This window comes from Pseudomonas sp. KH_040, from assembly GCF_057839305.1.
In genome coordinates this window covers 3,599,765-3,624,162 of sequence record NZ_CM174487.1, presented here as the reverse complement: position 1 = coordinate 3,624,162, position 24,398 = coordinate 3,599,765, and the positions used below count along the sequence as shown (strand labels likewise).

General features: G+C 60.7%; 15 protein-coding genes. 1 reads left to right on the top strand and 14 read right to left on the bottom strand.

Features of this window, described 5'->3' with window-relative positions; genetic code table 11:
* Positions 1 to 2,232 carry a 1,4-alpha-glucan branching protein GlgB gene (gene glgB, locus AC3IUF_RS16085; protein ID WP_007919177.1) on the top strand — a complete coding sequence of 744 codons (2,232 nt, stop codon included), beginning with the start codon at positions 1 to 3 and terminating at the stop codon, positions 2,230 to 2,232.
* A gap of 122 nt (positions 2,233 to 2,354) precedes the next feature.
* On the opposite strand, the gene AC3IUF_RS16080 is transcribed toward glgB, so the two are convergent.
* The 14 genes from AC3IUF_RS16080 to glgA form a co-directional block, all read right to left on the bottom strand.
* Complete coding sequence (locus tag AC3IUF_RS16080; RefSeq protein ID WP_489278586.1) at positions 2,355 to 3,422, bottom strand: autotransporter domain-containing protein; 1,068 nt, start codon at positions 3,420 to 3,422, stop codon at positions 2,355 to 2,357.
* Between the two features lie 389 nt (positions 3,423 to 3,811).
* Positions 3,812 to 4,594, bottom strand: a complete 783-nt coding sequence (locus AC3IUF_RS16075; protein ID WP_122661320.1) for an endonuclease/exonuclease/phosphatase family protein — start codon at positions 4,592 to 4,594, stop codon at positions 3,812 to 3,814.
* Between the two features lie 370 nt (positions 4,595 to 4,964).
* The gene (locus AC3IUF_RS16070) at positions 4,965 to 8,663 is read right to left on the bottom strand and encodes a carbohydrate binding domain-containing protein (RefSeq protein WP_489278585.1); all 3,699 of its coding nucleotides are present in this window, start codon (positions 8,661 to 8,663) and stop codon (positions 4,965 to 4,967) included.
* Positions 8,664 to 9,022: 359 nt separating this feature from the next.
* Positions 9,023 to 9,781, bottom strand: coding sequence for a PIG-L deacetylase family protein (locus tag AC3IUF_RS16065; protein WP_007918172.1), 759 nt, complete (start codon positions 9,779 to 9,781; stop codon positions 9,023 to 9,025).
* A gap of 156 nt (positions 9,782 to 9,937) precedes the next feature.
* Entirely contained in the window at positions 9,938 to 10,624 is a 687-nt protein-coding gene (locus tag AC3IUF_RS16060) for a glycosyltransferase family 2 protein (protein WP_489278584.1), read from the bottom strand.
* A complete protein-coding gene (locus AC3IUF_RS16055; RefSeq protein WP_463543132.1) occupies positions 10,621 to 11,220 on the bottom strand; it encodes an SAM-dependent methyltransferase in 600 nt (199 codons plus the stop codon). Before AC3IUF_RS16055 ends, AC3IUF_RS16060 begins: the two co-directional genes overlap by 4 nt.
* A complete protein-coding gene (locus AC3IUF_RS16050) occupies positions 11,217 to 11,975 on the bottom strand; it encodes a PIG-L deacetylase family protein (protein WP_489278583.1) in 759 nt (252 codons plus the stop codon). Before AC3IUF_RS16050 ends, AC3IUF_RS16055 begins: the two co-directional genes overlap by 4 nt.
* On the bottom strand, positions 11,972 to 12,970 hold the full coding sequence (locus AC3IUF_RS16045; protein WP_007918164.1) for an acyl-CoA dehydrogenase family protein: 999 nt from the start codon (positions 12,968 to 12,970) through the stop codon (positions 11,972 to 11,974). Before AC3IUF_RS16045 ends, AC3IUF_RS16050 begins: the two co-directional genes overlap by 4 nt.
* Before the next feature lies 1 nt (position 12,971).
* A complete protein-coding gene (gene glgX / locus AC3IUF_RS16040) occupies positions 12,972 to 15,131 on the bottom strand; it encodes a glycogen debranching protein GlgX (protein ID WP_007918157.1) in 2,160 nt (719 codons plus the stop codon).
* Between the two features lie 224 nt (positions 15,132 to 15,355).
* Positions 15,356 to 15,670, bottom strand: a complete 315-nt coding sequence (locus tag AC3IUF_RS16035) for a DUF2934 domain-containing protein (RefSeq protein ID WP_123375375.1) — start codon at positions 15,668 to 15,670, stop codon at positions 15,356 to 15,358.
* A 21-nt stretch (positions 15,671 to 15,691) separates the two neighbouring features.
* Entirely contained in the window at positions 15,692 to 18,466 is a 2,775-nt protein-coding gene (locus tag AC3IUF_RS16030) for a malto-oligosyltrehalose synthase (protein ID WP_489278581.1), read from the bottom strand.
* Positions 18,463 to 20,541: a 4-alpha-glucanotransferase gene (gene malQ / locus AC3IUF_RS16025; RefSeq protein ID WP_489278580.1), complete on the bottom strand. Its 2,079-nt coding sequence runs from the start codon at positions 20,539 to 20,541 to the stop codon at positions 18,463 to 18,465. Before malQ ends, AC3IUF_RS16030 begins: the two co-directional genes overlap by 4 nt.
* Entirely contained in the window at positions 20,538 to 22,340 is a 1,803-nt protein-coding gene (gene treZ / locus AC3IUF_RS16020) for a malto-oligosyltrehalose trehalohydrolase (RefSeq protein ID WP_489278579.1), read from the bottom strand. Before treZ ends, malQ begins: the two co-directional genes overlap by 4 nt.
* 18 nt (positions 22,341 to 22,358) lie before the next feature.
* On the bottom strand, positions 22,359 to 23,945 hold the full coding sequence (glgA, locus tag AC3IUF_RS16015) for a glycogen synthase GlgA (protein ID WP_007918141.1): 1,587 nt from the start codon (positions 23,943 to 23,945) through the stop codon (positions 22,359 to 22,361).
* Positions 23,946 to 24,398 lie beyond the last annotated feature (453 nt).

Sequence of the window (24,398 nt, the reverse complement as noted above, 5' to 3'; positions counted from 1 at the left end):
ATGAGTTTCTCGAACAAGGAACAGGGTGCGGTCAAAGAAACATTGCTGCCCTCGGCGAAAGATATCGACGCCTTGGTGCGCGCTGAACATCACGACCCTTTTTCCATTCTTGGCCCGCACGGCGATGGCGCTGGCGGGCAGTTCATTCGCGCTTATCTACCGGGTGCGTTGAGTGTCGTGGTGCTGGACAAGGACAGCGGTGAAGAACGCGGTCCGTTGGAACAGACCGAAACGCCGGGGTTGTTTGTCGGCCATTTCGATCAGGCGCGGCCGTATCAGCTGCGCACACGTTGGGCGGGCGGCGAGCAGGTCGCCGAGGATCCGTACAGCTTCGGCCAGTTACTCGGTGAAATGGATTTGTACCTGTTTGCCGAGGGTAATCACCGTGACCTCAGTGCGTGCCTCGGCGCGCAACTGAAAACCGTTGATGGCGTCGACGGTGTGCGTTTCGCCGTGTGGGCGCCGAATGCCCGACGCGTGTCGGTGGTTGGCGATTTCAACGTCTGGGACGGCCGTCGGCATCCAATGCGCCTGCGTCATCCGTCCGGAGTCTGGGAGTTGTTCATCCCGCGCCTGCAAGCGGGCGAGTTGTACAAATACGAGATTCTCGGTGCCCACGGCATTCTGCCGCTCAAGGCCGACCCGATGGCGCTGGCCACCAGCCTGCCGCCGGACACCGCTTCGAAAGTCGCCGAGCCGCTGCAAATCGACTGGCAGGATCAGGACTGGATGAGCAGCCGTCGTGACCGCCAGAAACACTCGGCGCCGCTGTCGATCTATGAACTGCACGCCGGTTCCTGGCAATGTGAGCTGGATGATTTGGGCGAAGTGGCCCGTCAGTACACCTGGCCGGAACTGGCCGAACGGCTGATTCCGTATGTCAAAGAACTGGGTTTCACTCATATCGAGCTGATGCCAATCATGGAGCACCCGTTTGGTGGTTCCTGGGGTTATCAGTTGCTCTCGCAATTTGCACCGAGCGCGCGTTATGGCACGCCGGCGCAGTTTGCCGAATTCGTCGACGCCTGCCACCGGGCCGAGATCGGTGTGATTCTCGACTGGGTACCGGCGCATTTCCCTACCGATACCCACGGTCTGGCGCAGTTCGACGGCACCGCACTGTACGAGTACGGCAACCCGCTGGAAGGCTTCCATCAGGACTGGGACACGCTGATCTACAACCTCGGGCGCACCGAGGTGCACGGCTACATGCTGGCCTCGGGGCTGCACTGGTTGAAGCATTTCCATATCGACGGCTTGCGTGTCGATGCGGTGGCGTCGATGTTGTACCGCGACTATTCGCGCAAGGCGGGCGAATGGGTACCCAACCGCCATGGCGGCCGGGAAAATCTGGAGGCCATCGACTTCCTCCGGCATTTGAACGATGTGGTCGAACTGGAAGCGCCGGGCGCGCTGGTGATCGCCGAAGAGTCCACCGCGTGGCCCGGTGTCAGTCAAAGCACGCAGCAGGGCGGTTTGGGTTTCGCCTACAAATGGAACATGGGCTGGATGCACGATTCGCTGCATTACATTCAGCAGGATCCGGTCTACCGCGCCCATCATCACAACGAGTTGAGTTTTGGTCTGGTCTACGCCTGGTCCGAGCGTTTCATCCTGCCGATCTCCCACGACGAAGTGGTGCACGGCAAGCATTCGCTGATCGACAAGATGCCCGGTGACCGCTGGCAGAAATTCGCCAACCTGCGTGCCTATCTGAGCTTCATGTGGACCCACCCGGGCAAGAAGCTGTTGTTCATGGGCTGCGAGTTTGGCCAGTGGCGCGAGTGGAATCACGATCAGCAACTGGACTGGTATCTGCTGCAGTACTCCGAACACAAAGGCGTGCAGAAACTGGTTGGCGATCTCAATCGACTGTATCGCGAAGAACCGGCACTGCACGATCAGGACGACGCGCCGCAGGGCTTTCAGTGGTTGATCGGTGATGATGCGATCAACAGCGTGTATGCGTGGTTGCGCTGGAGCAAGGACGGTAAACCGGTGCTGGTGGTGGCCAACTTCACGCCGGTGCCACGTCAGGCTTATCGCGTCGGCGTGCCGTTTGCCGGGCGCTGGGCAGAATTGCTCAATAGCGATGCCGACACCTATGCCGGTTCCAATTACGGCAATGGCGGCGGGGCGTTTACCGAGGAAGTGCCGAGCCATGGCCAGTCGTTGTCGCTGGAACTGAATCTGCCGCCGCTGGCGGTGTTGATCCTCAAGCCAGAGGGCTGATCCGAGACCGCGTCGCTGCCTTCGCGAGCAGGCTCACTCCTACACTTGGAATGCGTTCCCTTGTAGGAGTGAGCCTGCTCGCGATGGCGTCAGCACAAACACTATCGCCGCCAGGCCAAACGCTACCAACGCATCCGCACCCCAAGGCTGCCAATGATCCCGTTCAAATCATTGTCATCGACATCACTGCTGTAATCCGCACTCACGTACAGACTCACCGCCGGCGTCACCCGTGCCACCAGACCTAATCCCAGTTCGACGGTGGATGACTTGCGGCTGCTGCTGATCTTGTCGACCTGATCCAGCGTCACCGTGCTGCCGGTGTAGACGGTGTGCCACAGGTTGGTGCGCACGTAAGGTTCGACCGGCAAGCCATTCAAATCGTAACTGCCTTTCAAACGTGCACCGACGCGACCGCTCCATGCTGTCAGATCGGTGGAAGAAGCATTGCCCGAGCCTGCGTACGGCGTGTCGAGGGTGATGCGTTGATTGATCAATTGCGCCTGCGGTTCGACCACCCAGTTGTCACTCAGCCCTATCGGAAAACCGCCTTCCACCGAGAAGGTCATTGCGCTGCCTTCGGTAGCTTGCCTGGCGCCTTGGCCGTTGCGACTGAAACCACTGACCCGGCCACCGCTGGCCGACAGATCAACGTGCCAGCCTTGCGCACCGGTGAGGCTGTAATAAGCACCGAGGCTCTGGCCTTGCAGATTGAGGGTGTCACTGTTCGGATCGGCCAACGCGCGACTGGTGAGCACGCCGTTGCCATTGGCTTGAATCTGGTTGACGCCGCCGATCAGGCCGATGGTCTGGGTATGGCTGCTCCCTTTCACGGTCAATACGGCTGGCCCTTTGAAGTCGCCGCTGCCGGGCATCGCGTAGCCTGATGACAGCACATCGGTTTGCGCCTGCCGGGCGCTTCTGCCGTACAACTCATCCCAGGCGGACGGTGCGAGGTCTTCGGTAATCAAGCGTGTGCCCTGCAGATCGGGCCGTGGGCTGAAGCGTTGCGGTCCGGGGGTGATGACGGTGGCAGGCAAGGTCATTACGGGCACATCCGCGCGATACCACGGGGTGGTTTCATCCGCCGCAGGACCGGCCTGCGCCTCCATGGATGAGCACAGCAAGATAGAACTCGACACTGTGCAGAAAGTGATTTTGATCTCGTGTGGGCTGATTGAAGTTCTCATGGAGGTCTACCTTGCAGGCGCATGCATTCTCTCTGTGTGGCGTCTCTCCTACCCCGAACGAGGGGCGACCGAATGGAGCGGGGCGAGCCCTGACCGCTCGATTTTGCGAGTGTCCGAAGGCTCGTCCCGGGTAGTGATTCCGGGGGTAGTAAGGTAGAGATAAGAAGAGTCGAGCGCGCCCGTCAAGAAATTGAACGATGAGCGGTAGTGGTAAAACGGGCTTTGCAAGCGTTTGTTTTTCTGCACATAACTAAGTGGTTGTTTGCATGGATAAACGCAGTATAAGCCTCGCGTCAGGGGCATTCAGTTACCGACAGAAGGTCTGTCGGTAACTTTCAACCAACGAACGAGCTGCCTTATTGTGTCCTGCATTACTGTCACTATTGCGGCTACAGGTGCACTTCGACGGCCAGCGGCAGATGATCGGACAGATGCGTCCACGGCTTGTTACCGAGGATCTGTGGGTCATGACTGCTGGCATTGCGCAGGTAGATCCGGTCCAGCCGCAACAGCGGAAAGCGTGCCGGATAGGTCTTGGCCGGGCGCCCGTGATGGCGCTCGAACGCTTCGTGCAGATAGTCGCGACGGGCGAGGGCGACATTGCCCTGAAGCTGCCAGTCGTTGAAATCGCCGGCAATGATCACCGGAGCGTCATCGGGCAGGGATTCGAGCAACTGGCAGAGCAGTTGCAACTGCAATTGCCGATGGCTTTCGAGCAGACTCAAATGCACGCAGATCGCGTGGACCTCAGCGTGCCCCGGTACGTCGAGCACACAATGCAGCAGGCCACGGCGTTCGGGCCCGGTGATCGACACATCAAGGTTGCGGTACTCACGGATCGGGTATTTCGACAGCAGCGCATTACCATGATGGCCGTCGGGGTAGACGGCGTTGCGCCCGTAGGCGAAATCGCTCCACATGCTGTCGGCGAGAAACTCGTATTGCGAAGTTTGCGGCCATTCGTTGTAACGGCTCGAATGCCGCTCGTGCTCACCCACCACTTCCTGCAGAAACACCAGGTCGGCCGAGGTGCTACGCACCGCTTCGCGCAGTTCCGGCAGGATGAAGCGCCGGTTGAGCGCCGTGAAGCCCTTGTGCGTGTTGACCGTCAGCACTCTGAGACGATGGATGACGGGCGCGTCGACTACATGACGCTCGGGATCGCTGGACACGGTGACTCCTGTGAATGCTGAGTGCCTGTTCATGCGACTGACAGCTGGGGCCGGCAGTTCCTTGCGAATCAATAATCTTGCCTGCGTTCTCTAGGCTGCGGGAGTCGCAGAAACGCCGTCCCTTCAAAATCAAAAGAGTGCTGCTTTTGGTCGTTCGATCTCGGTATCAAGGTTCAGATCGCTCCCCGGAGTTGTACTGCAAGGGATACCTTACGAGCGGTCAAATACTCGGCACAAGATGAAACCTGATAAGCGCCGCGTCCCTTTGGTTCGCGGCATTTATCTTGATGGTCAGGGCTTACCGGACCCGTTCAGATGTCAGTGTTTGAATCATTCCCGTTAGCTTGGCGAGAATGGTCGGTTGTGTGACTCAAATGAGCACGATTTCAATGTCATCAATCTCATAGTCGTTGCCAATACCTGTTGCGACGTTGCTGTAGACGTCAACCGTGATGGAGCTGGTTGTTGGGGTAAAAGTGCCTGAGAGGGTGATCCAGTTGGTTAGAGAACTGATTTGGGTAGGGCCGGCAACGAGGCTGCCAGCGGCTCGGATCGAGAGTGATGGCGTCGCGGATGCGCCTTCATACCGGATAGCCTTAATACTGAAACGATACTGGTAACGCGGCTGCAGATTGGAGAGTGTCTTTTGAATAATCACCCCGTTCGACTTACCTGTGTAGGTGTAGTTATGGAATCTCCAGTTGCCACCCACATTTCGTAACTGCAAGTCCCGCGGATCTACACCAGGTCCACCGACCCAGCCGTTCCAGTTCTGATTGGCAAAATCGGTGAAATCTCTTTTCAAACCTGAGGTGGCGGTAAAGGCCCGCACCGCCGATTCCGGTTGTGCACCGTAGAGTGCTTTGGCCTTGATAGGGTGAGCGACCGGGCTTAGTCCACTGATCACTCTGCTCCAGTTGCCATCGGCGTCGACCGGCACGTCCGGCGTCAGCGCGGTGTTGCCGTCGTAAAGCCTGACAGTCTGACGTGGACTCGCCGTGCCGGTGACGGTGACGCTGGTATCAAAGGTAATCCCGCCGGGCGCGATTGTGCCTTTGGAGTCGGTGATGTTGCTGATGGCGGGGGTCACGGTTTGCGCGACGGTAAAGCTGCGCACTGCTGACTCCGGTTGTGCACCGTAGAGTGCTTTGGCCTTGATAGGGTGCGCGACTGGACTCAGTCCGCTGATCACTCTGCTCCAGTTGCCATCGGCGTCGACCGGCACGTCCGGCGTCAGCGCGGTGTTGCCGTCGTAAAGCCTGACAGTCTGACGTGGACTGGCCGTGCCGGTGACGGTGACGCTGGTATCAAAGGTAATCCCGCCGGGCGCGATTGTGCCTTTGGAGTCGGTGATGTTGCTGATGGCGGGGGTCACGGTTTGCGCGACGGTAAAGCTGCGCACCGCCGACTCCGGTTGTGCACCGTAGAGTGCTTTGGCCTTGATAGGGTGCGCGACTGGACTCAGTCCGCTGATCAATCTGCTCCAGTTGCCATCGGCGTCGACCGGCACGTCCGGCGTCAGCGCGGTGTTGCCGTCGTAAAGCCTGACAGGCTGACGTGGACTGGCCTTGCCGGTGACGGTGACGCTGGTATCAAAGGTAATCCCGCCGGGCGCGATTGTGCCTTTGGAGTCGGTGATGTTGCTGATGGCGGGGGTTACGGTTTGCGCGACGGTAAAGCTGCGCACTGCTGACTCCGGTTGTGCACCGTAGAGCGCTTTGGCCTTGATAGGGTGCGCGACCGGGCTCAATCCGCTGATCACTCTGCTCCAGTTGCCATCGGCGTCGACCGGCACGTCCGGCGTCAGCGCGGTGTTGCCGTCGTAGAGCTGCACGGTCTGGCCTTGACTGGCCGTGCCGGTGACGGTGACGCTGGTATCAAAGGTAATCCCGCCGGGCGCGATTGTGCCTTTGGAGTCGGTGATGTTGCTGATGACGGGGGTCACGGTTTGCGCGACGGTAAAGCTGCGCACCGCCGACTCCGGTTGTGCACCGTAGAGTGCTTTGGCCTTGATAGGGTGCGCGACCGGGCTTAGTCCACTGATCACTCTGCTCCAGTTGCCATCGGCGTCGACCGGCACGTCCGGTGTCAGCGCGGTGTTGCCGTCGTAGAGCTGCACGGTCTGGCCTTGACTGGCGGTGCCGGTGACGGTGACGCTGGTATCAAAGGTAATCCCGCCGGGCGCGATTGTGCCTTTGGAGTCGGTGATGTCGGTGAGGGTGGGCGATATCCACCCAGCCACCCGTAAATCTAATGCTGCAGAGTATTCATTCCGCTGCGTGGCGGCCCGCCACAATGTATAGAGCACCCTAACGCTATTTCCGATGTTGGCCGTCACGAATTTTACGTCCACCGGAAAACGCACAGGTTGACCTTCCGTCACGGTGGTAATGGGCAACCAGTCACTGGTGCTGGCGAATGGGTTGGGACTGCGCCAGTAAAAGGTAAGAACATCCCCCTTCAGGGTCTTCGCCTCGCTGATCCACACATGCACTCTCTCGAACACCTTGGACGGATCCAGCACATCCCCCGGCGGATCGGCCTCTTCCACTTCGGGGGCCGGCAGTGTCGCGCGGATCTTCCCGACCTTGGCCAGCAACCGCTCGGACTCTCTGATGTCGAGGAGGCCAGGTGCATCGTTCGCGACCACGTAAGAAAGGTCGAGCGTGCCGTTATCAAGCACACTGATGTGCTCGGCGTTGATGTCGAACGTGACCAGGCCTTCCTTGGCTTCGTTGTCGCTGACTATATGGGAAACCTCATGCAGATAGGCGTCGCCGTTGGACTTGATGCCGGTCCATCTCAGGCAGATCAGGTCGCCATTTTTCATCGCGTAGCGCACGTCGACCGTGGCGTAAGGCTGGTCCGGTTCGAGGGTATCGCCGAGCAGTTCGCGGATGCTCGGCTCGGGGAGCATGTTGACGTCGCCTTCTACCCTGGCAAGAGCGCGCCGGGAAGAGATCGGGTCGCCCCCGTCCTTTTTGTAGAGAATATAAGACGCATCGGCACGCCCTTGGGCGATGGCCCTGATCAACTCATAGGGCACTTCGATTTCCAGCACTGAAGGGACGTTATCGATGTCGCGGGTTTCGCTGCAGATGAGCGGTTCCGCGTTATACGGCGGCGTGCCGATAAAGGTCATTTTCACGCTGTCGCCCACGCCGAAGTACTGGCTGCTGACATGGATCTGAATCGTCACCGGCTGCTTGTTCAAATCCCTGATAGTAATCACGCCGTTGAGGGCTTCCCTGATGATCGGTGCCTCCAGTCGCCAGCCGCCCGCGTCCACGTCGATGTAGGTGCGTTGAGAGTGGCGGTCGGCCCAATTCCCGACTTCGTCAATGATGTCGTATTTGACTACCAGTCTGAGACCGTCGCCGGCGCCGAGAATGGCGTCCTGATCAATCAGGATTTCGATCGGCTGCTGGCCTTCGGCTTGCTCCGGCGTGATGCGGTGCGCAGGAATCAGGTATTCGCCCAGCTGTAAACGGACCTTGTCGTTGCGTGTGCAATACACATAATGAGGGATGGTGGCCAGTACCCCTTTTTTGGCCCATTCGGCGTCTATCACGCCTTGTTCGACCAGTTCGGGTGGCAGTTGCACGATGTTCAGTTCTGAATGGCCGTCCTCGTCATTCGGATGCCTGTCAAAGTTACCCGGCTTGTATAGCTTGACCCATATCCGCAAGGCCACCGAGGGCGGATCGGCTTCGGTCTCGCCTTTGCGTGTCAGCACATAGTGGCAGTTTTCAAGCCACCCCGACTCGACAGGCGTCGGCAGATAAAAGAACACCCGCTGGTTGACTTCGTCGGCCTCCACGAATCGTTCGCGCACTCTCGTGCCGTTGCAATAAATCTCGAGTTTGTCACCCTCGCTCATGGGAGGCAGATAAGGATTGATGACGCACAGCACGCCGTCGGGGTCATCGGTGGCGATCTGGATGTTGATCCCGCCATCGCCATCTTGCACCGGCTCGACCATCCCCGGAATCAGCAGGGGACGCAGCACCGTCAGTGGATTGTTGCCTTCCGTCAGGGGAGGGAAGCGGAAACGCTTGTGAGAAGGCATCAGGCAAGTCCTCTTGAAGAGCATTCAGGCGCTTTTTGATGACGACCGGTGCGGACAAACTCAGTGCGAGTCGAGGTGGATTCAGGCTTGGGGTCGTTGACAAACACGGCAATGCACTCCGGTCGGGTGATGGAGTGATTGAACCTGTATTGATGGGTTAGCGCACCTGTCAGATCTGACAGGTGCGCACTGAAAATCGACGAACGGCTTAAGAGGGGTGGCACGAATTTCTGGCGGTGAATTGCGAGAAAATGCACCCGCGCCAGCAGGATGTCAGTCGGCCTTCACGCTGAAGGTTCTGGCGCTTTCATCAACAAGCCCATAGGTATTGCGAGATGTACTCCGTGAACTCGTTGAGTTCAGACAAACACGATTTCATACGGCAAGCGCATCCGCTCCAGGATCACCGGCGGCAGCATCGGCGCAATGCCGATCGCCGGTTCGCCGTTGAGCTGGCTGGCGTAGGCGTGGGTGGCGTGGCTCTTGCGCGCGACGGTCCAGGTGTCGAGGCGCAGTTTGCGCGCGCGCTCCCAAGGGATCAGTTGCTGGTCGCGTTCGGGCCAGTGCCAGGCCCAGACCGGTACATCATGGAAGATCGCACCGGCCTGTTCAGCCGCTTGCGCACTGGCCCGGCCCACCGCTTCGTGGTCGTCGTTGCCATCGCCGCGCCAGGTGCTGAACACCACGTCGCCGGGGCGCAGGTAGCGGCCGATGAACTCGGTCACTTGCGCCTGCTGGTCGCACAGGGCGTTATCGGTGAAGCCGCCACGCACCCATTTCAGGCTGTGCATTGGCAGGCCGAGGCGGCGCAGGGCTTCGACGCTTTCCTGTGGGCGAAATACGCTCAGGCGTTTTTCCGACCACTGCCGCGAGCCGGGGTGGCTGGCACTGCCGTCAGTGATCGAGAGCAGTTGCAGCGGATGACCGAGGCTGGACAGTAATTGCAGCAGTCCGCCGCAGGTGACCACTTCATCGCCGGGATGCGGCGCGATGACCACGGCGCGGGCACCATCGGGCACCAGGCTGCGAGTATTGATGACGGGAATGTTGTCCAGTTGTGCGGCGCTGTTCCATATTTGCGCCGGCAGGCTGCTGTCGCTGAGGGATAACGTTTTCATGGTCTGACGTCCTTGTGTTGTCTCGCCCTCAGTCGTTTGCGTGGCAGTGATTGCCAGACGCCACCGACCCGTGAAGGCTGGTTGAATGCCGTGCGACGCTCCGAACCCTGGATTGCCGCGCAGCAGAGTATTGCTCATGAAGCCAGATCCGTCGCGTCACAGATCAATCTGATCCGCTTTTTTTTGCTCCATCTGTGCCAGATTTCGCAGATAGTCACCAAAGCCACCACGAGCACGGCTGTCGAACCGCGCGCTGGTGAGCACTTGCGGGCGATGACTCCAGGCGATGTTGGCACCGTCCCGTTCCAGCTCCCGTACCAACTGCACATCTTCATCGCAGGCCAACGGTTTAAAGCCTCCGGCCCAGCGATAGGCGTCGGCGCTGATGCCCAGATTGGCACCGTGGATATGCCGGTGACCATCGCAGGCCCGGTAATGCCGGTGGTAGCGGATTTGCGCCGCGGCATCGAACGACTCGTGCCAGCGTTCGACGGTGACGGTACCGCATACCGCGTCGGCCCCCAACCCCAGCTGGGCGACCAGCCAGTCGTCGGCGACCCGACTGTCGGCGTCCGAGCAGGAGATCCAGCGAGCGCCGCGTTCCAGCAACAGCTGTGCGCCGGCCGCCCGGGCCTGGCCGACATTGCGTGCATCGATGTGCAGGCTCAGCACCGGATAGCGGCTGACAATCTGCGCCGAGCGGTCAGTGCAGCTGTCGAGCACCACCAACACTTCAACCTTTTCGCCAGCCAATAAACCGTGGCGGCTGGCGCGCATCGCCGCGCCCAGGCATTCGTCGAGCAAGTCTTCCTCGTTGTGCGCCGGGATCAGAATGCCGATCATCGCAATCCCTCCAGTGCCGCCACCGAGCGCGGCTCGCGGCTCCACACCTCAAGGAGGAAATCCGCTTCCTGATGCAGCGCCACTCGCGGCAGATGCAATTTTTCGTGGATCAGGTCATGAACCTGCCGCGCGTTCAGCGGGCAGCCATCGATGGGCGGACGCCAGTGACAGGCGAGGAACTGGCCGTCGGCAGTCAGGCAATCACTGGCCCGACGGATCACTTCTGTCAGATCTTCGCCATCGAGGTAGTAGCCGATCTCGCTAAATACGATCAGGTCGAATTTTTCCTCCGGCCAGTCGCCGGGAAGACGGTTTTGCCGCACTTCGGCATGATCGAACAGACTCAAACGCGTGCGCGCCAAGGTCACCGCCGCACTGGCGGTGTCGCAGCACAGCAGGCGATCACAGCGGCTGGCCAGTTCGGCACTCAACTCGCCGTTGGCGCAGCCCGGTTCGAAGATTGCCCGGTAGTGCGGACGCGGCAGGGCAGCGAGAGTGATCGCGCGTTTGCGCTGCTCGTACCAGCGCTCACGGAACGCCCACGGGTCGTCGTTGCCGGCAAACAGGCCATCGAAGTAGCGATCTTCGACACTCATAGAAACACCACTTCGAAGGGCTGTAGGAGGCGATCGAGCACATACGGCGCGAGCACCGGACCGAGTCCGGCGTCAGGATCGCCCTCCAGTTGACTGGCGAAGGCATGTACCGCGTGGCGCTTGCGCGCAACTTGCGCCGGCGTCAGGAGAATCTTGCGTGCGCGTTGCCACGGGACAAAGGCGTCTTCCGGGGTTGCCCAGTGCCAGGTCCACACCGGCAATTCATGGCAACTCGCACCGACGCGGCGGGCAGCTTCGGCACTGGCGCGGCCGACGGCTTCGTGGTCGCAATGACCGTCTTCACTCCACGTGGTGAACAGCACGTCATCGGGGCGCAGATGACGCTCGATGAAATTGACCAACTCTGCTTCCTGAGCGGCCACCTGGGTGTCGCTGAAGCCACCGCGCAGCCACTTCACGCGATGCATCGGCAAACCGAGGCGGCGTAACGCTTCGGCAGACTCCTGCGGGCGCACCACGCTCAGACGTTCGACCGGCCAACGACTGGAACCGGGGTGACTGGCGCTGCCGTCGGTGACTGAAATCAACTGCAGAGGCCGGCCGGCTTCGGCGAGCAATTGCAGCAAACCGCCACAACCCAGCACTTCGTCGTCCGGGTGCGGCGCGATAATCACCGCCCGTGCGCCGGGTGGCACCAGACTAAGGATGTCGATGCTGTCCAGTTCCGCCAGATGCCGCGAAGCCTGCCATTGATGCAGGCTCGTACCCTGACCGACAATCGGATTGGTTTTCATAGCGCCCATGCCTCCGCGGATTGCCCGGCAACCATTTTCCCGAGCGCAGCCAGATCACGTTCGGCGTGACTCTGACGCAGGAACACCGGCAGGTCGGCGCTGAGCCGGGCAAAGTGCCGATCCTTGCAAAACGGCCCGGCGCCGAGGGCGCGACCGACCTCTCGCTGCACCTGTTCCGCCGACTGCTCGACCACCGCGCGGGCACGACGGGCGAGCAGTTCGGCGTTGTCCTCGGGGTGTGCATCGATGTGCAGGGCGCTGAAACGCAGGACATCGGCGGCCGCCTGCAAGGCACTGTCGACCGCGCCGAGATGGGCGAGGGCGTGCGGCTCCGGGCGTTGCTCACACTGTGCGCGCAACGCTTCGGCAATTTGCCTTGCGGCGCCGTACCAGCACGCCGCAATACCGATCCCGCCTTGCCAGAAACCCGGTCGTTGCAGATAGTCGCCGGGATTGCCGATGGCCTGTGCTTCGGCGCCGTCGAACAGCACCTCCACGCTGCCAGTGGCGGCCATGCCCACGGCTTGCCAGCCTTGCTCGGTGACGGTCACGCCCGGTTGGTCGAGGGCGACGGCGACCAGTTGTTGCTGATCATCGGCATCCCACGCGGTGAGCAAGGCGTGGCTGAGCACGGCGGCCCCGGAGCACCACGCCTTGCGCCCGTGCAGCGCGACCATGTGCCCGGCCGGGCTGACCTTGACCCGCGCCTGCGGCGGTTCCGCCGCCCACATGCCCCACGTACTGCCCGGTGTCGGCGAACCGCCCAATTGCTCGATGATCGCCAGTGCGTCGGTATGGCCTTCGAACAGTTTGCACAAACCGAGGTCATGCCCAGCGACCTCCGCCAGACACTGAAAACGTTCCAGCGTGCGGCCACTGCCCGGCAACGGCAAACGATCCAGCCCGGCCTCGACCAGCGCCCGCAGACAATTGCCGAGCGCTACGGTGTGCGGATAATCCGCCGGACGCCGGGCGAGATAACGGTGCAGGTCCATATCAGTCTTCTTCATCACGTTGCAGTTCGAACAGCAGCAGCGAGCGACCGGTGACCGAGTATTCGTGGCCGAAATCGAAGCGTTCCTGACCACGAATCGACGGCTGATTGGTGTCGATCATGCAAGTCCAGAAGCTGCCTTCCGGCACTTCCGGCAAGGTGAAATTGACGATGTCGTGGTGGGCGTTGACCACCAGCAGCAGCGTCGCATCCGCACCCTTGCGGCGAATCCCGGTTTCCTGCGCGCGGCCGTCGAGCAACATGCCCAGGCAGCGGTTGTGCGCATCGTGCCAATGCTCGGTGGTCATCTCGGTGGCGTCGGGTGCCAGCCAGGTGACGTCCTTGACGCCGATGTCCTCGTTGTACTCGCCAACCAGGAAGCGGCCGCGACGCAGGATCGGATAAGCCAGACGCAACTTGATCAGGCGCTTGACGAATTTCAGCAACGCCTTGCCGTCCTCGCTCAGGTCCCAGTTGACCCAACCGATCTCGCTGTCCTGGCAATAAGCGTTGTTGTTGCCATCCTGGGTACGGGCGAATTCATCACCGGCGACGATCATCGGCGTGCCTTGGGCGAGCAGCAGGGTAGCGAAGAAATTGCGCATCTGCCGATGGCGCAGGGCATTGATTTCGGGATCGTCGGTCGGGCCTTCGACACCGTGGTTCCACGACAGGTTGTTGTTGCTGCCGTCCTGATTGTTTTCGTCGTTGGCTTCGTTGTGCTTGTCGTTGTACGACACCAGATCGTTGAGGGTGAAGCCGTCGTGGGCGGTGATGAAATTCACCGACGAGTACGGCCGCCGTCCGCGCTGGTTGAACATCTCGCCGGAGGCGGTCATGCGACTGGCGAAGTCGGCAACCTGGCCGTCGTCACCTTTCCAGAACGCGCGCACGGTGTCGCGGAACTTGTCGTTCCATTCGACCCAGCCCGGCGGGAAGTTGCCCACCTGATAGCCGCCGGGGCCGCAGTCCCACGGCTCGGCGATCATTTTCACCTGACGCAGCACCGGGTCCTGACGGCAAGCGACGAGGAAGCTGTGACGCTCGTCGAAACCATCGTGATAGCGGCCGAGAATAGTCGCCAGGTCGAAACGGAAACCGTCGACGTGCATCTCGCTGGCCCAGTAACGCAGCGAGTCGGTGACCATTTGCAGCACGCACGGATGGCTCAGGTCCAGCGTGTTGCCGGTGCCGGAATCGTTGATATAGAAGCGCTTGTCGTCCGGCATCAAACGGTAGTACGAGGCGTTGTCGATGCCGCGCATCGACAGGGTCGGACCTTGCTCGTTGCCCTCGGCGGTGTGGTTGTAGACCACGTCGAGAATCACTTCGAGATTGGCTTCGTGCAGGTGCGCAACCATCTCCTTGAACTCGGCGATCTTGCCGCTGGCCAGATAACGCGGGTCCGGAGCGAAGAAGGCGATGCTGTTGTAGCCCCAGTAGTTGGTCATGCCTTTGTGCAGTAGATGCTGGTCATTGACGAAGGCGTGAATCGGCAGCAACTCGACGGTGGACACGCCGAGCTTGCGAATATGTTCGAGCACATCGTCGACCATCAGCCCGGCGAAGGTGCCGCGTACGTTCTCCGGCACCGAAGGGTGACGCATGCTGATGCCGCGCACGTGGGTTTCGTAAATGATGGTTTTGTCCCACGGCACGCTGACGCGATGGTCGTTGCCCCAGGTGTGCGCCGGGTCGATGACTTTGCACTTGGGCACGAACGGCGCGCTGTCGCGCTCATCGAAACTGAGGTCGGCGTCAGGGTGGCCGATGGTGTAGCCGAACAGCGCTTCCGACCATTTCAGTTCGCCGACCAATTGCTTGGCGTACGGGTCGATGAGCAGTTTGTTGTGGTTGAAACGATGACCGTTGGCCGGGTCGTAAGGGCCGTAGACACGGTAGCCGTAGATCAGTCCCGGGTGCGCATCGGGCAGGTAACCGTGATAGATCTCGTCGGTGTATTCCGGCAGTTCGATGCGTTCGAGTTCGACTTCGCCGGCATCGTCGAAGATGCACAGTTCGACCTTGGTGGCGTTGGCGGAAAACAGAGCAAAGTTCACCCCCAGACCATCCCAGGTCGCACCGAGCGGGAAGGGCAGGCCTTCACGGATTCTCGACGGCTCGGCGTGCGCGGTGGGTTCGGCATTCTTTGGACGGGTCATGATTGCTCCTGCAAAACGGGTAATTTCTGGGCTTACACATCCCCCTGTAGGAGTGAGCCTGCTCGCCATAGCGGTCTATCAGGCGACATCGATGTTGAATGTCAGATCGCTATCGCGAGCAGGCTCACTCCTACAGGGGATTGGTGGGTTTCTTGAGGACGAGCGCGTCCTCGGTGGCGAGCGAACCCGCCACACGGTCATTCAGTTCAATCGTCGTTAAAGCGTCAGATCGCCGAAGGCTTCTTCGGCGCCCGAGGCTTTTTCTCAGCGGGCTTTTCACCCGGGGGAATCACTTTTGCAGCGCTGGCTGGTTTGGCTTTGGCCGCAGGTTTTGGCTTGGCGGCTGGGGCCTTGGCCTCACTAGTCTTGCCCGCGGCTTTGCTGCCAGCGGCTTTTGGCGGTTTCTTCGGCGCCAGCGCTTCGGCTTCAGCGAGTTTGCGCGCCATTTCCCAATGGCGCTCCTCGTGCCCTTCAGGCTTGCCTTCCGATTCCCAGATTTGATAGGCGAATTCGCGAATGCGTTTATCGTCGGTACTCATCGCAATGCTCCTGAACTGAACTCATGCTTGTGTTAAGTGTTGGATAAAGAGATTGACCGGGACATCCCCCAGCGCGTCGCTGATATTCAGCTCCCTGTTTTTTGTGACTGCGCTGCTTGAAAAAAGTCCCTTCAGGTTTGTTTCAGAGGCGGCGAACGGTAGAACCACCCGCGTGTCGCCCCAGCGCAGCGCATCGACTTGAGGTACAGCACCGTTTTCCAGCAGCTTTGCGCAACGGATCGGCACGATCACGATGGCCTGCTTGCCCTCGTACTCACGGGCAAACGCGAGCACGTTGTGCGCCTGACTGCCGAGCACTTCCAGGGCCTGGTAGCGGCCACGGCGGAACAGCTCGGCATGCTCGACACGCAGGTTCAACACCTGGGCGATCAAGGCTTGCTTGATGCGCCCGTCACGCCAGTTCGCCAACAACTCCACAGGTGGCAATGGCTCCTGCAAGGCGTGTTCACGAGCGGCATAATCCACCGGCCGGCGATTGTCCGGATCGACCAGGCTGAAGTCCCAGAACTCATTACCCTGATACAAATCCGGCACCCCCGGCACGGTCATGCGCAGCAAGGTTTGCGCCAAGCCATTGAGGGCGCCGGCAGCGGCGATGCTGTTGACGGTCTTGCTTAGTGCGGCGCGCAGCAGCTCGCCTTCTTCACCGGTGAGGAGTTTTTCGGTGAATGCCTGCGCGGCGTTTTCATAGGCTTCGTTAGGCGCACTCCAACTGCTTTGCAACTTGGCTTCACGCAGGGCTTTCTGTTGCCATTGCCAGATGCGTTTGGCGTAATCGGCGAACCCGGCCTGATCGTCATCGCGCAGTTGCAGCGGCCAACTGCCCAGTAACGCTTGATAGAGGATCAGTTCATCACCGCTCGACGGCATCTGCTCGTCAACCCGGACGGGCCGGGCGAGGGCGCGCCACAGTTCGATCTGCTCGGCGTACCAGTGGCTGCGCTCACTGAGCACGGCCAGACGCGCGCGGGTGTCTTCGCCGCGTTTGTGATCGTGGGTCGCGGTGGCCAGCAAGTTGTCGGGGAACTCGTCCAGCCGTTGCTGATTGACCGCATGAAAGTCGCTGACCGGGGCACTGAACTGCTCGGTGTTGTAGCCGACGTCATTGCGTGACAGCAGCACCGCCGAGCGATACAGCGCGGTGTCCTCAACGGCTTTGGCCGCCGCCGGTGAGGTCAGTTGCTGAAAACGCACACAGGCATGTTTGAGGATCTTGCGTGAACGCCCGCGCGGTTTGCGCCGCCATGGCGTGCCACCTAGCCAAGCGGCAACGCAGTCGAGCACCGGCCAATCGGCTTCGCTCAGCGTTTGCCGGGCCCCGTCCATGGCCTGCTGGAAAAACACCTCGTCCTGCTCGGAGCGACCCATCGCACTGATGTAAGTGCGATAGACCGGGAAGTGCACGATCAGCGCTTGCAACACCCGGCGGATCGCACCGAGGGTCAAGTCGCGAGTCATCAGGTCATCGCGGGCGACCTGCAGCAGGGCCTGGGCGACGCTTTCGCAATCACTGGCCAGCGAGCCGTTGAGTATCTGCTGACGCGCCAGTTGTGCCTCTTCGATGAACGCGGCGGGGCGCTCGGTGCGCCGTTGCCAGAGGTCACCGAGCACGTGTTCGCCGTCCGGGTCATGTTGCAGCAATGACAGCTGATTCATGAACTCGTAACCGGTGGTGCCGTCCACCGCCCAGTCGCGGTGCAGGGTTTCGCCGGCGCCAAGGATCTTCTCGACGTAGATCGGCAAATGCCTGCCCGGTGCCAGCAGATCAACCCGGCGGCGCAGTTTGCGACAGTAACCACGCGGATCGGCGAGGCCGTCGATGTGGTCGATGCGCAAACCGTCGACCAAGCCTTCGGCGATCAACTGAAAGATTTTACCGTGGGTGGCTTCGAATACCGCCGGACGTTCGACGCGCAAACCGCCGAGTTCGTTGATATCGAAAAAGCGCCGCCAGTTGATGTCATCCGCCGCCGTGCGCCAGCTCGCCAAGCGATAGCTTTGGCGTTCCAGCAACTGATGCAGTTTGTCGAAGCCTTCTTCGCTGCTCGAATCGTAATGCTTCAGGTTGTTCTGGATCGCTTCGAGGATCTGCGGATCAATCGCCAACTGGCGCAATTCTTCTTTCAGCGGAATCGCCAGCGAATGGGCATCGGTCTGATAGCTGAGGGAACTGAAGCGATCGGCCAGCGCCTTCAACGTTTCCTCGGACCTGAGCAATTCACCGTAATCGTTCGGGCAGATCGGGAAGTGATGGTCGTAATGCTCGACATGGAAACTGCCTGTCTGCGCATTGAACTGCAGTTTCAGCGTGCCTTCCTGCAAGGCCACACCGTAATCGCTGCCAAGAAACGGTAGCAGCAATTGGCCTTCCATCAACGGGTCCGGCGAGTGCCATTGAATGTCGAAGAACTCGCCGTAAGGGCTCAGTCGCCCCCATTCCAGCAAGTCGAGCCACCACGGGTTGTCGTTGCCACCGACGGCCATGTGATTGGAGACGATGTCGAGGATCAGGCCCATGTTGTGTTCACGCAGGGCGCTGACCAAGCGCCGTAACGCCGCTTCGCCACCGAGTTCCGGGTTGACCTGGGTCGGGTCGACCACGTCGTAGCCGTGCATGGAACCGGCCCGCGCCGCGAGCAACGGTGAGGCGTAAATATGGCTGATGCCGAGCCGGGCGAAGTACGGCACCAGTGGCACGGCTTGTTCAAGGGTAAAACCCTTATGAAATTGCAGGCGCAGTGTTGCGCGCAGGGGCTGGATAAGCGCTTGATTCATTGGTCACGCTCGGCAGCCTGAAGACGCGCGCACGCGAGTAGTTCCAGACGTCGCGCCGCATCCGCGCCATCGAGCAGCGCCTCACTGGTGCCGGGCAAGCGCCGTGACCAGTTTGGATGGGTGTCGATGGTGCCCGGCAGATTCGCTTGTTCGTTGATGCCTAGCGCATCTTCCAGCGGCAACAGCACCAGAGGGGCACGGGTGTGTCCGAGGAAACGCACCGCGGCATCGACCACTTGATCGGCCTCGTGGGATTCCTCGCGAAAATTCTGCGGGTCCTGACTCAAGGCGCTGCGCAAACCTTCGCGTTCGCGCTGGCGGTGCTGGCGCCATTCGATTTCACCGTTGGCATCGACAAACCCCAAGCGCGCATTCCAGTCGATATCGCGGCCATGCCACCAGCCGTTGAGCGTCGGCAGGTCGTGGGTGCTGGTGGTCGCCAGTGCGTTGTCCGGCCAGTCGAGAATTGGCTTGAAATAAGTGTTGTCCTGTTCGAACAGCAACACGCGCATGCCGAGCATCGAGCGGGCGATAAGCTTTTCACGCAGGCCATCGGGCACGGTGCCGAGGTCTTCACCCAGGACAATCGCTTGATGGCGATGGGATTCAAGGGTCAGTAATCGCAGCAAGTCGTCGACCGGGTAATACAGATAGGCGCCATCGGCAGGTACTGCGCCGTTGGGAATCACCCACAAGCGTTGCAGGCCCATGACATGGTCAATGCGCAGGCCGCCGGCGTGGGCGAAGTTGGCGCGCAGCATGTCGATGAAGGCGCGAAAGCCGTTGCGGATCAGACCTTCCGGCGAGAACGCGGAAATGCCCCAACCCTGGCCCGAGCGATTGAGAATGTCCGGCGGTGCGCCCACCGTCAGCGAGGCGAGCAGTTCATCCTGAAAACTCCAGGCCTGACTGCCAGCACCGTCGGCGCCCACCGCCAGATCGGCGATCAGGCCAATGCCCATGCCGGCGCTGCGGGCGGCGGTTTGCGCACGTTCCAGGCAACGGTGGATCAGCCATTGGCAAAAAGCGAAATAGCCAATGCGTTCGGCGTATTCTTCGGCAAACGCTTCGAGCGCTGCACCGCGTGGGTCGTGCCAGTGTTCTGGCCATTGCCGCCAGTCGAGGTTTTCGCCACGGGCGGCGCGCATTTCCTGAATAGCTTCGAAACGGCAGTGATTTTCCAGTGCTTCGCCACCGGCGTGGCGGAAACTGGCGAAGTCCGGGTGCAGCGGATGCTCACCGGCGATGAAACCTTCGTACAACGCTTGCAAGAGTTTTTGCTTGGCGTCGGCGGCGCTCGGCCAGTCGATCAGTGTCAGGTCTTCCAGTTGCGCGAACTGCTCGGCCAGGCCGGCCGCGTCGATCGCATCACGCAAGGCGCGCTCACCAAGAATGGCCCCGGGTGCCGCGTACAGAGAATTGAGGAACAACCGACTGGATGGCGAATAAGGGCTGTAGCGCCCGGTATCGGCGCTGAACATGGCGTGCAGCGGGCTGATCGCCAGGGCATCGGCGCCGCGCTCACCGGCCACGCGGACCAGATCTTCCAGTGCTTGGGTATCGCCGAAACCGCCGTCGCCGGCGCGGCGCAAGGCATACAACTGCGCACTCAGGCCCCAGACGCGGGGAATCGGATTATCCACCGCATCGCCGACGCTGAAGCAGCGCTCCGGGGCCACGGCCAGGGTGAAATACTGATCGCTGATGTGCACCTGTTGATAGCCGACCGGGATCAGTCCCGGCAGTATCGCTTCAGAGTCGAGTTTCAGGTTCAGCCGCGAGCCGTCTTCAAGGTGGATTTCACACGGCGTCTCCGGCGCGAAGTACCGCGCCAGATCCACGCCGACCCCGACATCGGCGGTCAACAGCGGCGGCAGGTGGCGGTCTTGTTGAACGGCTTGCAGTTCCAACAGGCTGGCGTCGATTTCCTGCGCCGTGCTGGCGGGGTGGCCGAGGCCGATCAGGACATTGCGCAGCACCGCCGGAGCGACTTTTTGCGGGCGGCCGTTGGCGTCGATCCAGTCGACGGCAAGGCCGGCTCGGCTGGCAAGAATTTCCAGTTGCGCATCGCTCATAGGCGCTCTCCATCCAGAGGTTGCAAAGGGGTTGCGGCCGTGAGGCTGACAAGCGCGCAATACGCGGGCAGTTCGCCCGATTCCGACAGATCGGCGGTGGATGGCTGCTGAAACAACCACACGGCCTCGGTCTGTGGAGGGTTGACCACTGGCGTGTCGCTGAGGTTCAGGTCAATTCGCAGCTCGCTGCCATTGCCCAGACGCCAGCGCGCACTGACCGCGCCATAACCGAGCATATGGGCGCCGAGGGCCTGAGTGCCGGACAGATGGGGAATGATGTATTGATGGCGAAATTGCAGGAGCTTTTGGTACAGCTCCAGGGTTTCCTGCTGTTTTGCGCTGCCATGGCCGACCAACCTCGGCTGTGAGGCGTGGAAGGTTTTTTCGGCATTCGGGTCGGGAATCTGCTCGCGCTTATGCGGATCGGTGAAGGCACTGAATGCGGCAAATTCATTGCGCCGGCCCTCACGCACCAACTCGGCCAGTTCGCCGTGGTGACTGGTGAAAAACAGGAATGGCTGCTCGGCGGCAAACTCATCGCCCATGAACATCAGCGGAATCATCGGCGACAGCAGCAACAACACGGTCGCTGCCTGTACGGCGCGCGGATCGGCCAGATGATGCAGGCGTTCGCCGAACGCGCGGTTGCCGATCTGGTCGTGGTTTTGCAGGAACAGCACAAACGCCGTGGACGGCAGGTGTTCGCTGGGCTCGCCACGCGGTTCGCCATGGCGGGTGATGTGTCCCTGGAAGACAAACCCCTGACTCAGGCAGCGCACCAATTGTTCGGTGGGTTGCGCGGCGTAATCGGCGTAATAGGCGTCGGTTTCGCCGGTGAGCAGAACGTGCAATGCGTTATGACCGTCGTCATTCCACTGCGCGTCGTAGTCGTATTCGAGCAGGCTCGACTGGTTGAGTTCGTTTTCCACGGTCAGCCAGACATGCCGGCTCGGGTCGATCTGCGCGCGGATACGCTGGGCCATCTCGGTGAGGAAATTCGGATCTTCGATGGCATGCACCGCGTCCAGGCGCAGACCGTCGAAGCGGTATTCGAGCAACCACATCAAGGCGTTTTCGATGAAAAACTCGCGCACTTCGTCGCGGCGAAAATCGATCGCTGCACCCCATGGCGTGTGTTTGTCTTCGCGGAAAAAGCCTTTGGCGTAACGATGCAGGTAATTGCCGTCAGGGCCGAAGTGGTTGTAGACCACATCGAGAATCACCGCCAGACCATGACCGTGGGCGCTGTCGATCAGGTGTTTGAGTTGTTCCGGCGTGCCGTAGGAGGCTTGCGGGGCGTAGGGCAAAACACCGTCGTAGCCCCAATTGCGTTCGCCGGGGAATTGCGCCAGCGGCATCAGTTCGATGGCGGTGATGCCCAGGCCGGCGAGGCGCGCCAGATGTTGTTCGACTTCAGCGAAACCCCCGAGCGCACCGACGTGCAACTCGTAGATCACCGCTTCGCTCCATGGCCGACCGTGCCAGGCCGTGTGTCGCCATTGATAGGCCAGCGGATCGACCACCACACTGTGGCGGTCAAGGTCGCCGTCCTGTGCCCTGGAAGCCGGGTCGGGCACCTCCAGTTCGCCGTCGATGTTATAGCGGTAGCGGGTGCCCGCCGGACAGCGGGCCTTGATCACAAACCAGCCGTCTACCTGAGGCAGCATCGGCAGCGACTGGCCGCTTTCAAGTTCGACACTCACGTAAAACGCATCCGGCGCCCATAGCGCAAATTGCGTGTGTTCGGCGTCCAGCATGATCGCGCCGTGGGGCCAGGTTTCAGTAGACCGTAACGGCATCGTGGTGAACCTCCCTGGTTATTTGTGGTGAGCTTTACCCAGCGCCTTGGCGACCAGTTGTTCGTAGAGTTCGGCGTACGGTTCGACCGCTTTGCACCAGTTGAACGGCGCAGCCATCGCCCGGCAACGCATGGCATTGAGCAGTTCGGGGAAGGCGAACACCTTGAACGCGCGGCTCAGGGCTTCCTGATAGCTTTCAGCGGTGGATTCGTCGAAGAGAAAACCGGTGACGCCGTTTTCAATGGTGTCGGCCAACCCGCCGGTATTGCGTGCGACCGGCAGCGAGCCGAAACGCTGGGCGTACATCTGGCTCAAGCCGCAAGGCTCGTAACGCGAAGGCATCAGCAGGAAATCGCTGCCGGCAAACATGCGTCGGGCGTCGGTTTCGTTGAAGCCGATGCGCACACCAATCTGGCCTGGGAAGCGCAGGGCCAGTTCGCGCATGGCTTGTTCTTCTTCAGGTTCGCCGCGACCGATAATGGCGATCTGGCCACCGTTTTTTACGATGTACTCGGATACCGCGATCGTCAGGTCCAGACCTTTTTGATAGACCAGTCGCGACACCACGGCGAACAGCGGGCCTTCTGAGTCATTCAATTCAAATAATTCACGCACATGCGCAGCGTTGACCGCTTTACCTTCCCAGTCACCAATGGCAAACGGCGCGAACAGGTGCGGATCGGTGGCGGCGTCCCAGCTCTCGTCGATGCCGTTGGGGATGCCGCTGAGTAAACCTTGCTGGGTCTTGGCGGCGAGAAAGCCGTCGAGGCCGCAGCCGAAATCCGGGGTGGTGATTTCCTGCGCGTAAGTGGCGCTGACCGTGGTGATATGGCTCGAATACGCCATGCCGGCCTTGAGGAACGACATCTTGCCGTAGAATTCCATGCCTTCCTGTTGCAGGGCATGGGTGGGAATACCCAGCTCGGGGCAGGAGCCGAGGCTGGTCACGCCTTGATAGGCGAGGTTGTGAATGGTGAACAGGGTCGGCGTGCGCTGCCCGCGCCAGTGCATATAGGCCGGGGCGAGACCGGCCGGCCAGTCATGGGCATGCACCAGATCCGGGCACCAGTGAATTTGTGCAAGGTTGGCGGCGATGTCGGCAGCAGCCAGACCCAAACGGGCGAAACGAATGTGGTTGTCTGGCCAGTCGCGGCCGTTGTTGGCGCCGTAGGGCGAGCCTTCGCGCTCGTACAATTCGGGGCAGATCAACACGTAGATCACCAGACCGTCCGGCATGTCCATGCGGCCGATCTTGCACGGTGGTAGCGCGGCATGGCCGCCAAGTTCGCCGATGATGTGGATCGGGTTCTCGCTGTGCATCACTTGCGGGTAGCCGGGGATCAACACCCGCACATCGTGCAGATGAGCCATGGCCCGGGGCAGGGCGGCAGACACGTCACCCAGGCCGCCGGTCTTGACCAGATCGGCAATTTCCGAGGTAACAAACAACACTTTTTTCTTGTTGGGGTTCTGGCTCGCTACTGGAGTCAGCGTTTTGGTGCCGGGGACGTTGATCTGTCGGCTGCCGGGAACACTGACGGTGCTCGATTCACCAACCGCCTGCTGAGCACGCTCTCCCTGAATATCCAATGCCGCACTGATCATATGAATCTCCCGTCTCGTTGATCTGATTCTTGTCTTGAACAAGCGATGTCCATGGCCAAGTCCTGTGGCCGGGCGCAAACGCGCCACGCATCGGTGAGCAAACGCTACCCAACACGCGCAAGCAGAATGGGTGATTGGGCCGTTGCAAGGATTGCACCAGTCGCTTTGGCCCTGTCTTTCTGATGACCTGTCGCCGCGCGCAAAAGTTTCGACTTTTTTTCGGCAATGTGACTGGTCGGTTTTACCCCGCGAAAGTCAGTCTAGGCCAGATCCTAGAGCGGGCCAGAGCAAATGGGTAAATTGTTCGACAATCGGTTGGCTGTCAGCACCAACCTTGCTTTTGAGGAGCAAACGCACCGACGAAGTGCAGGTTTTTCTGCGAGGGAGGGCCAAAACGGTGACTGGACGGTCACGATTTTGTGCTAGCGGGAAGGGCGGTTGCACTGTTGTGGT

Bases quoted from the DNA above. Each gene is read 5' to 3' on its own strand.
- glgB (WP_007919177.1), top strand. From the start codon at position 1: ATGAGTTTCTCGAACAAGGAACAGGGTGCGGTCAAAGAAACATTGCTG.
- AC3IUF_RS16070 (WP_489278585.1), bottom strand. From the start codon at position 8,663: ATGCCTTCTCACAAGCGTTTCCGCTTCCCTCCCCTGACGGAAGGCAAC.
- AC3IUF_RS16030 (WP_489278581.1), bottom strand. From the start codon at position 18,466: ATGAATCAAGCGCTTATCCAGCCCCTGCGCGCAACACTGCGCCTGCAA.
- AC3IUF_RS16050 (WP_489278583.1), bottom strand. From the start codon at position 11,975: ATGAAAACCAATCCGATTGTCGGTCAGGGTACGAGCCTGCATCAATGG.
- AC3IUF_RS16055 (WP_463543132.1), bottom strand. From the start codon at position 11,220: ATGAGTGTCGAAGATCGCTACTTCGATGGCCTGTTTGCCGGCAACGAC.
- glgA (WP_007918141.1), bottom strand. From the start codon at position 23,945: ATGATCAGTGCGGCATTGGATATTCAGGGAGAGCGTGCTCAGCAGGCG.
- glgX (WP_007918157.1), bottom strand. From the start codon at position 15,131: ATGACCCGTCCAAAGAATGCCGAACCCACCGCGCACGCCGAGCCGTCG.
- AC3IUF_RS16080 (WP_489278586.1), bottom strand. From the start codon at position 3,422: ATGAGAACTTCAATCAGCCCACACGAGATCAAAATCACTTTCTGCACA.
- AC3IUF_RS16065 (WP_007918172.1), bottom strand. From the start codon at position 9,781: ATGAAAACGTTATCCCTCAGCGACAGCAGCCTGCCGGCGCAAATATGG.
- AC3IUF_RS16035 (WP_123375375.1), bottom strand. From the start codon at position 15,670: ATGAGTACCGACGATAAACGCATTCGCGAATTCGCCTATCAAATCTGG.
- AC3IUF_RS16045 (WP_007918164.1), bottom strand. From the start codon at position 12,970: ATGGACCTGCACCGTTATCTCGCCCGGCGTCCGGCGGATTATCCGCAC.
- AC3IUF_RS16060 (WP_489278584.1), bottom strand. From the start codon at position 10,624: ATGATCGGCATTCTGATCCCGGCGCACAACGAGGAAGACTTGCTCGAC.
- malQ (WP_489278580.1), bottom strand. From the start codon at position 20,541: ATGAGCGATGCGCAACTGGAAATTCTTGCCAGCCGAGCCGGCCTTGCC.
- treZ (WP_489278579.1), bottom strand. From the start codon at position 22,340: ATGCCGTTACGGTCTACTGAAACCTGGCCCCACGGCGCGATCATGCTG.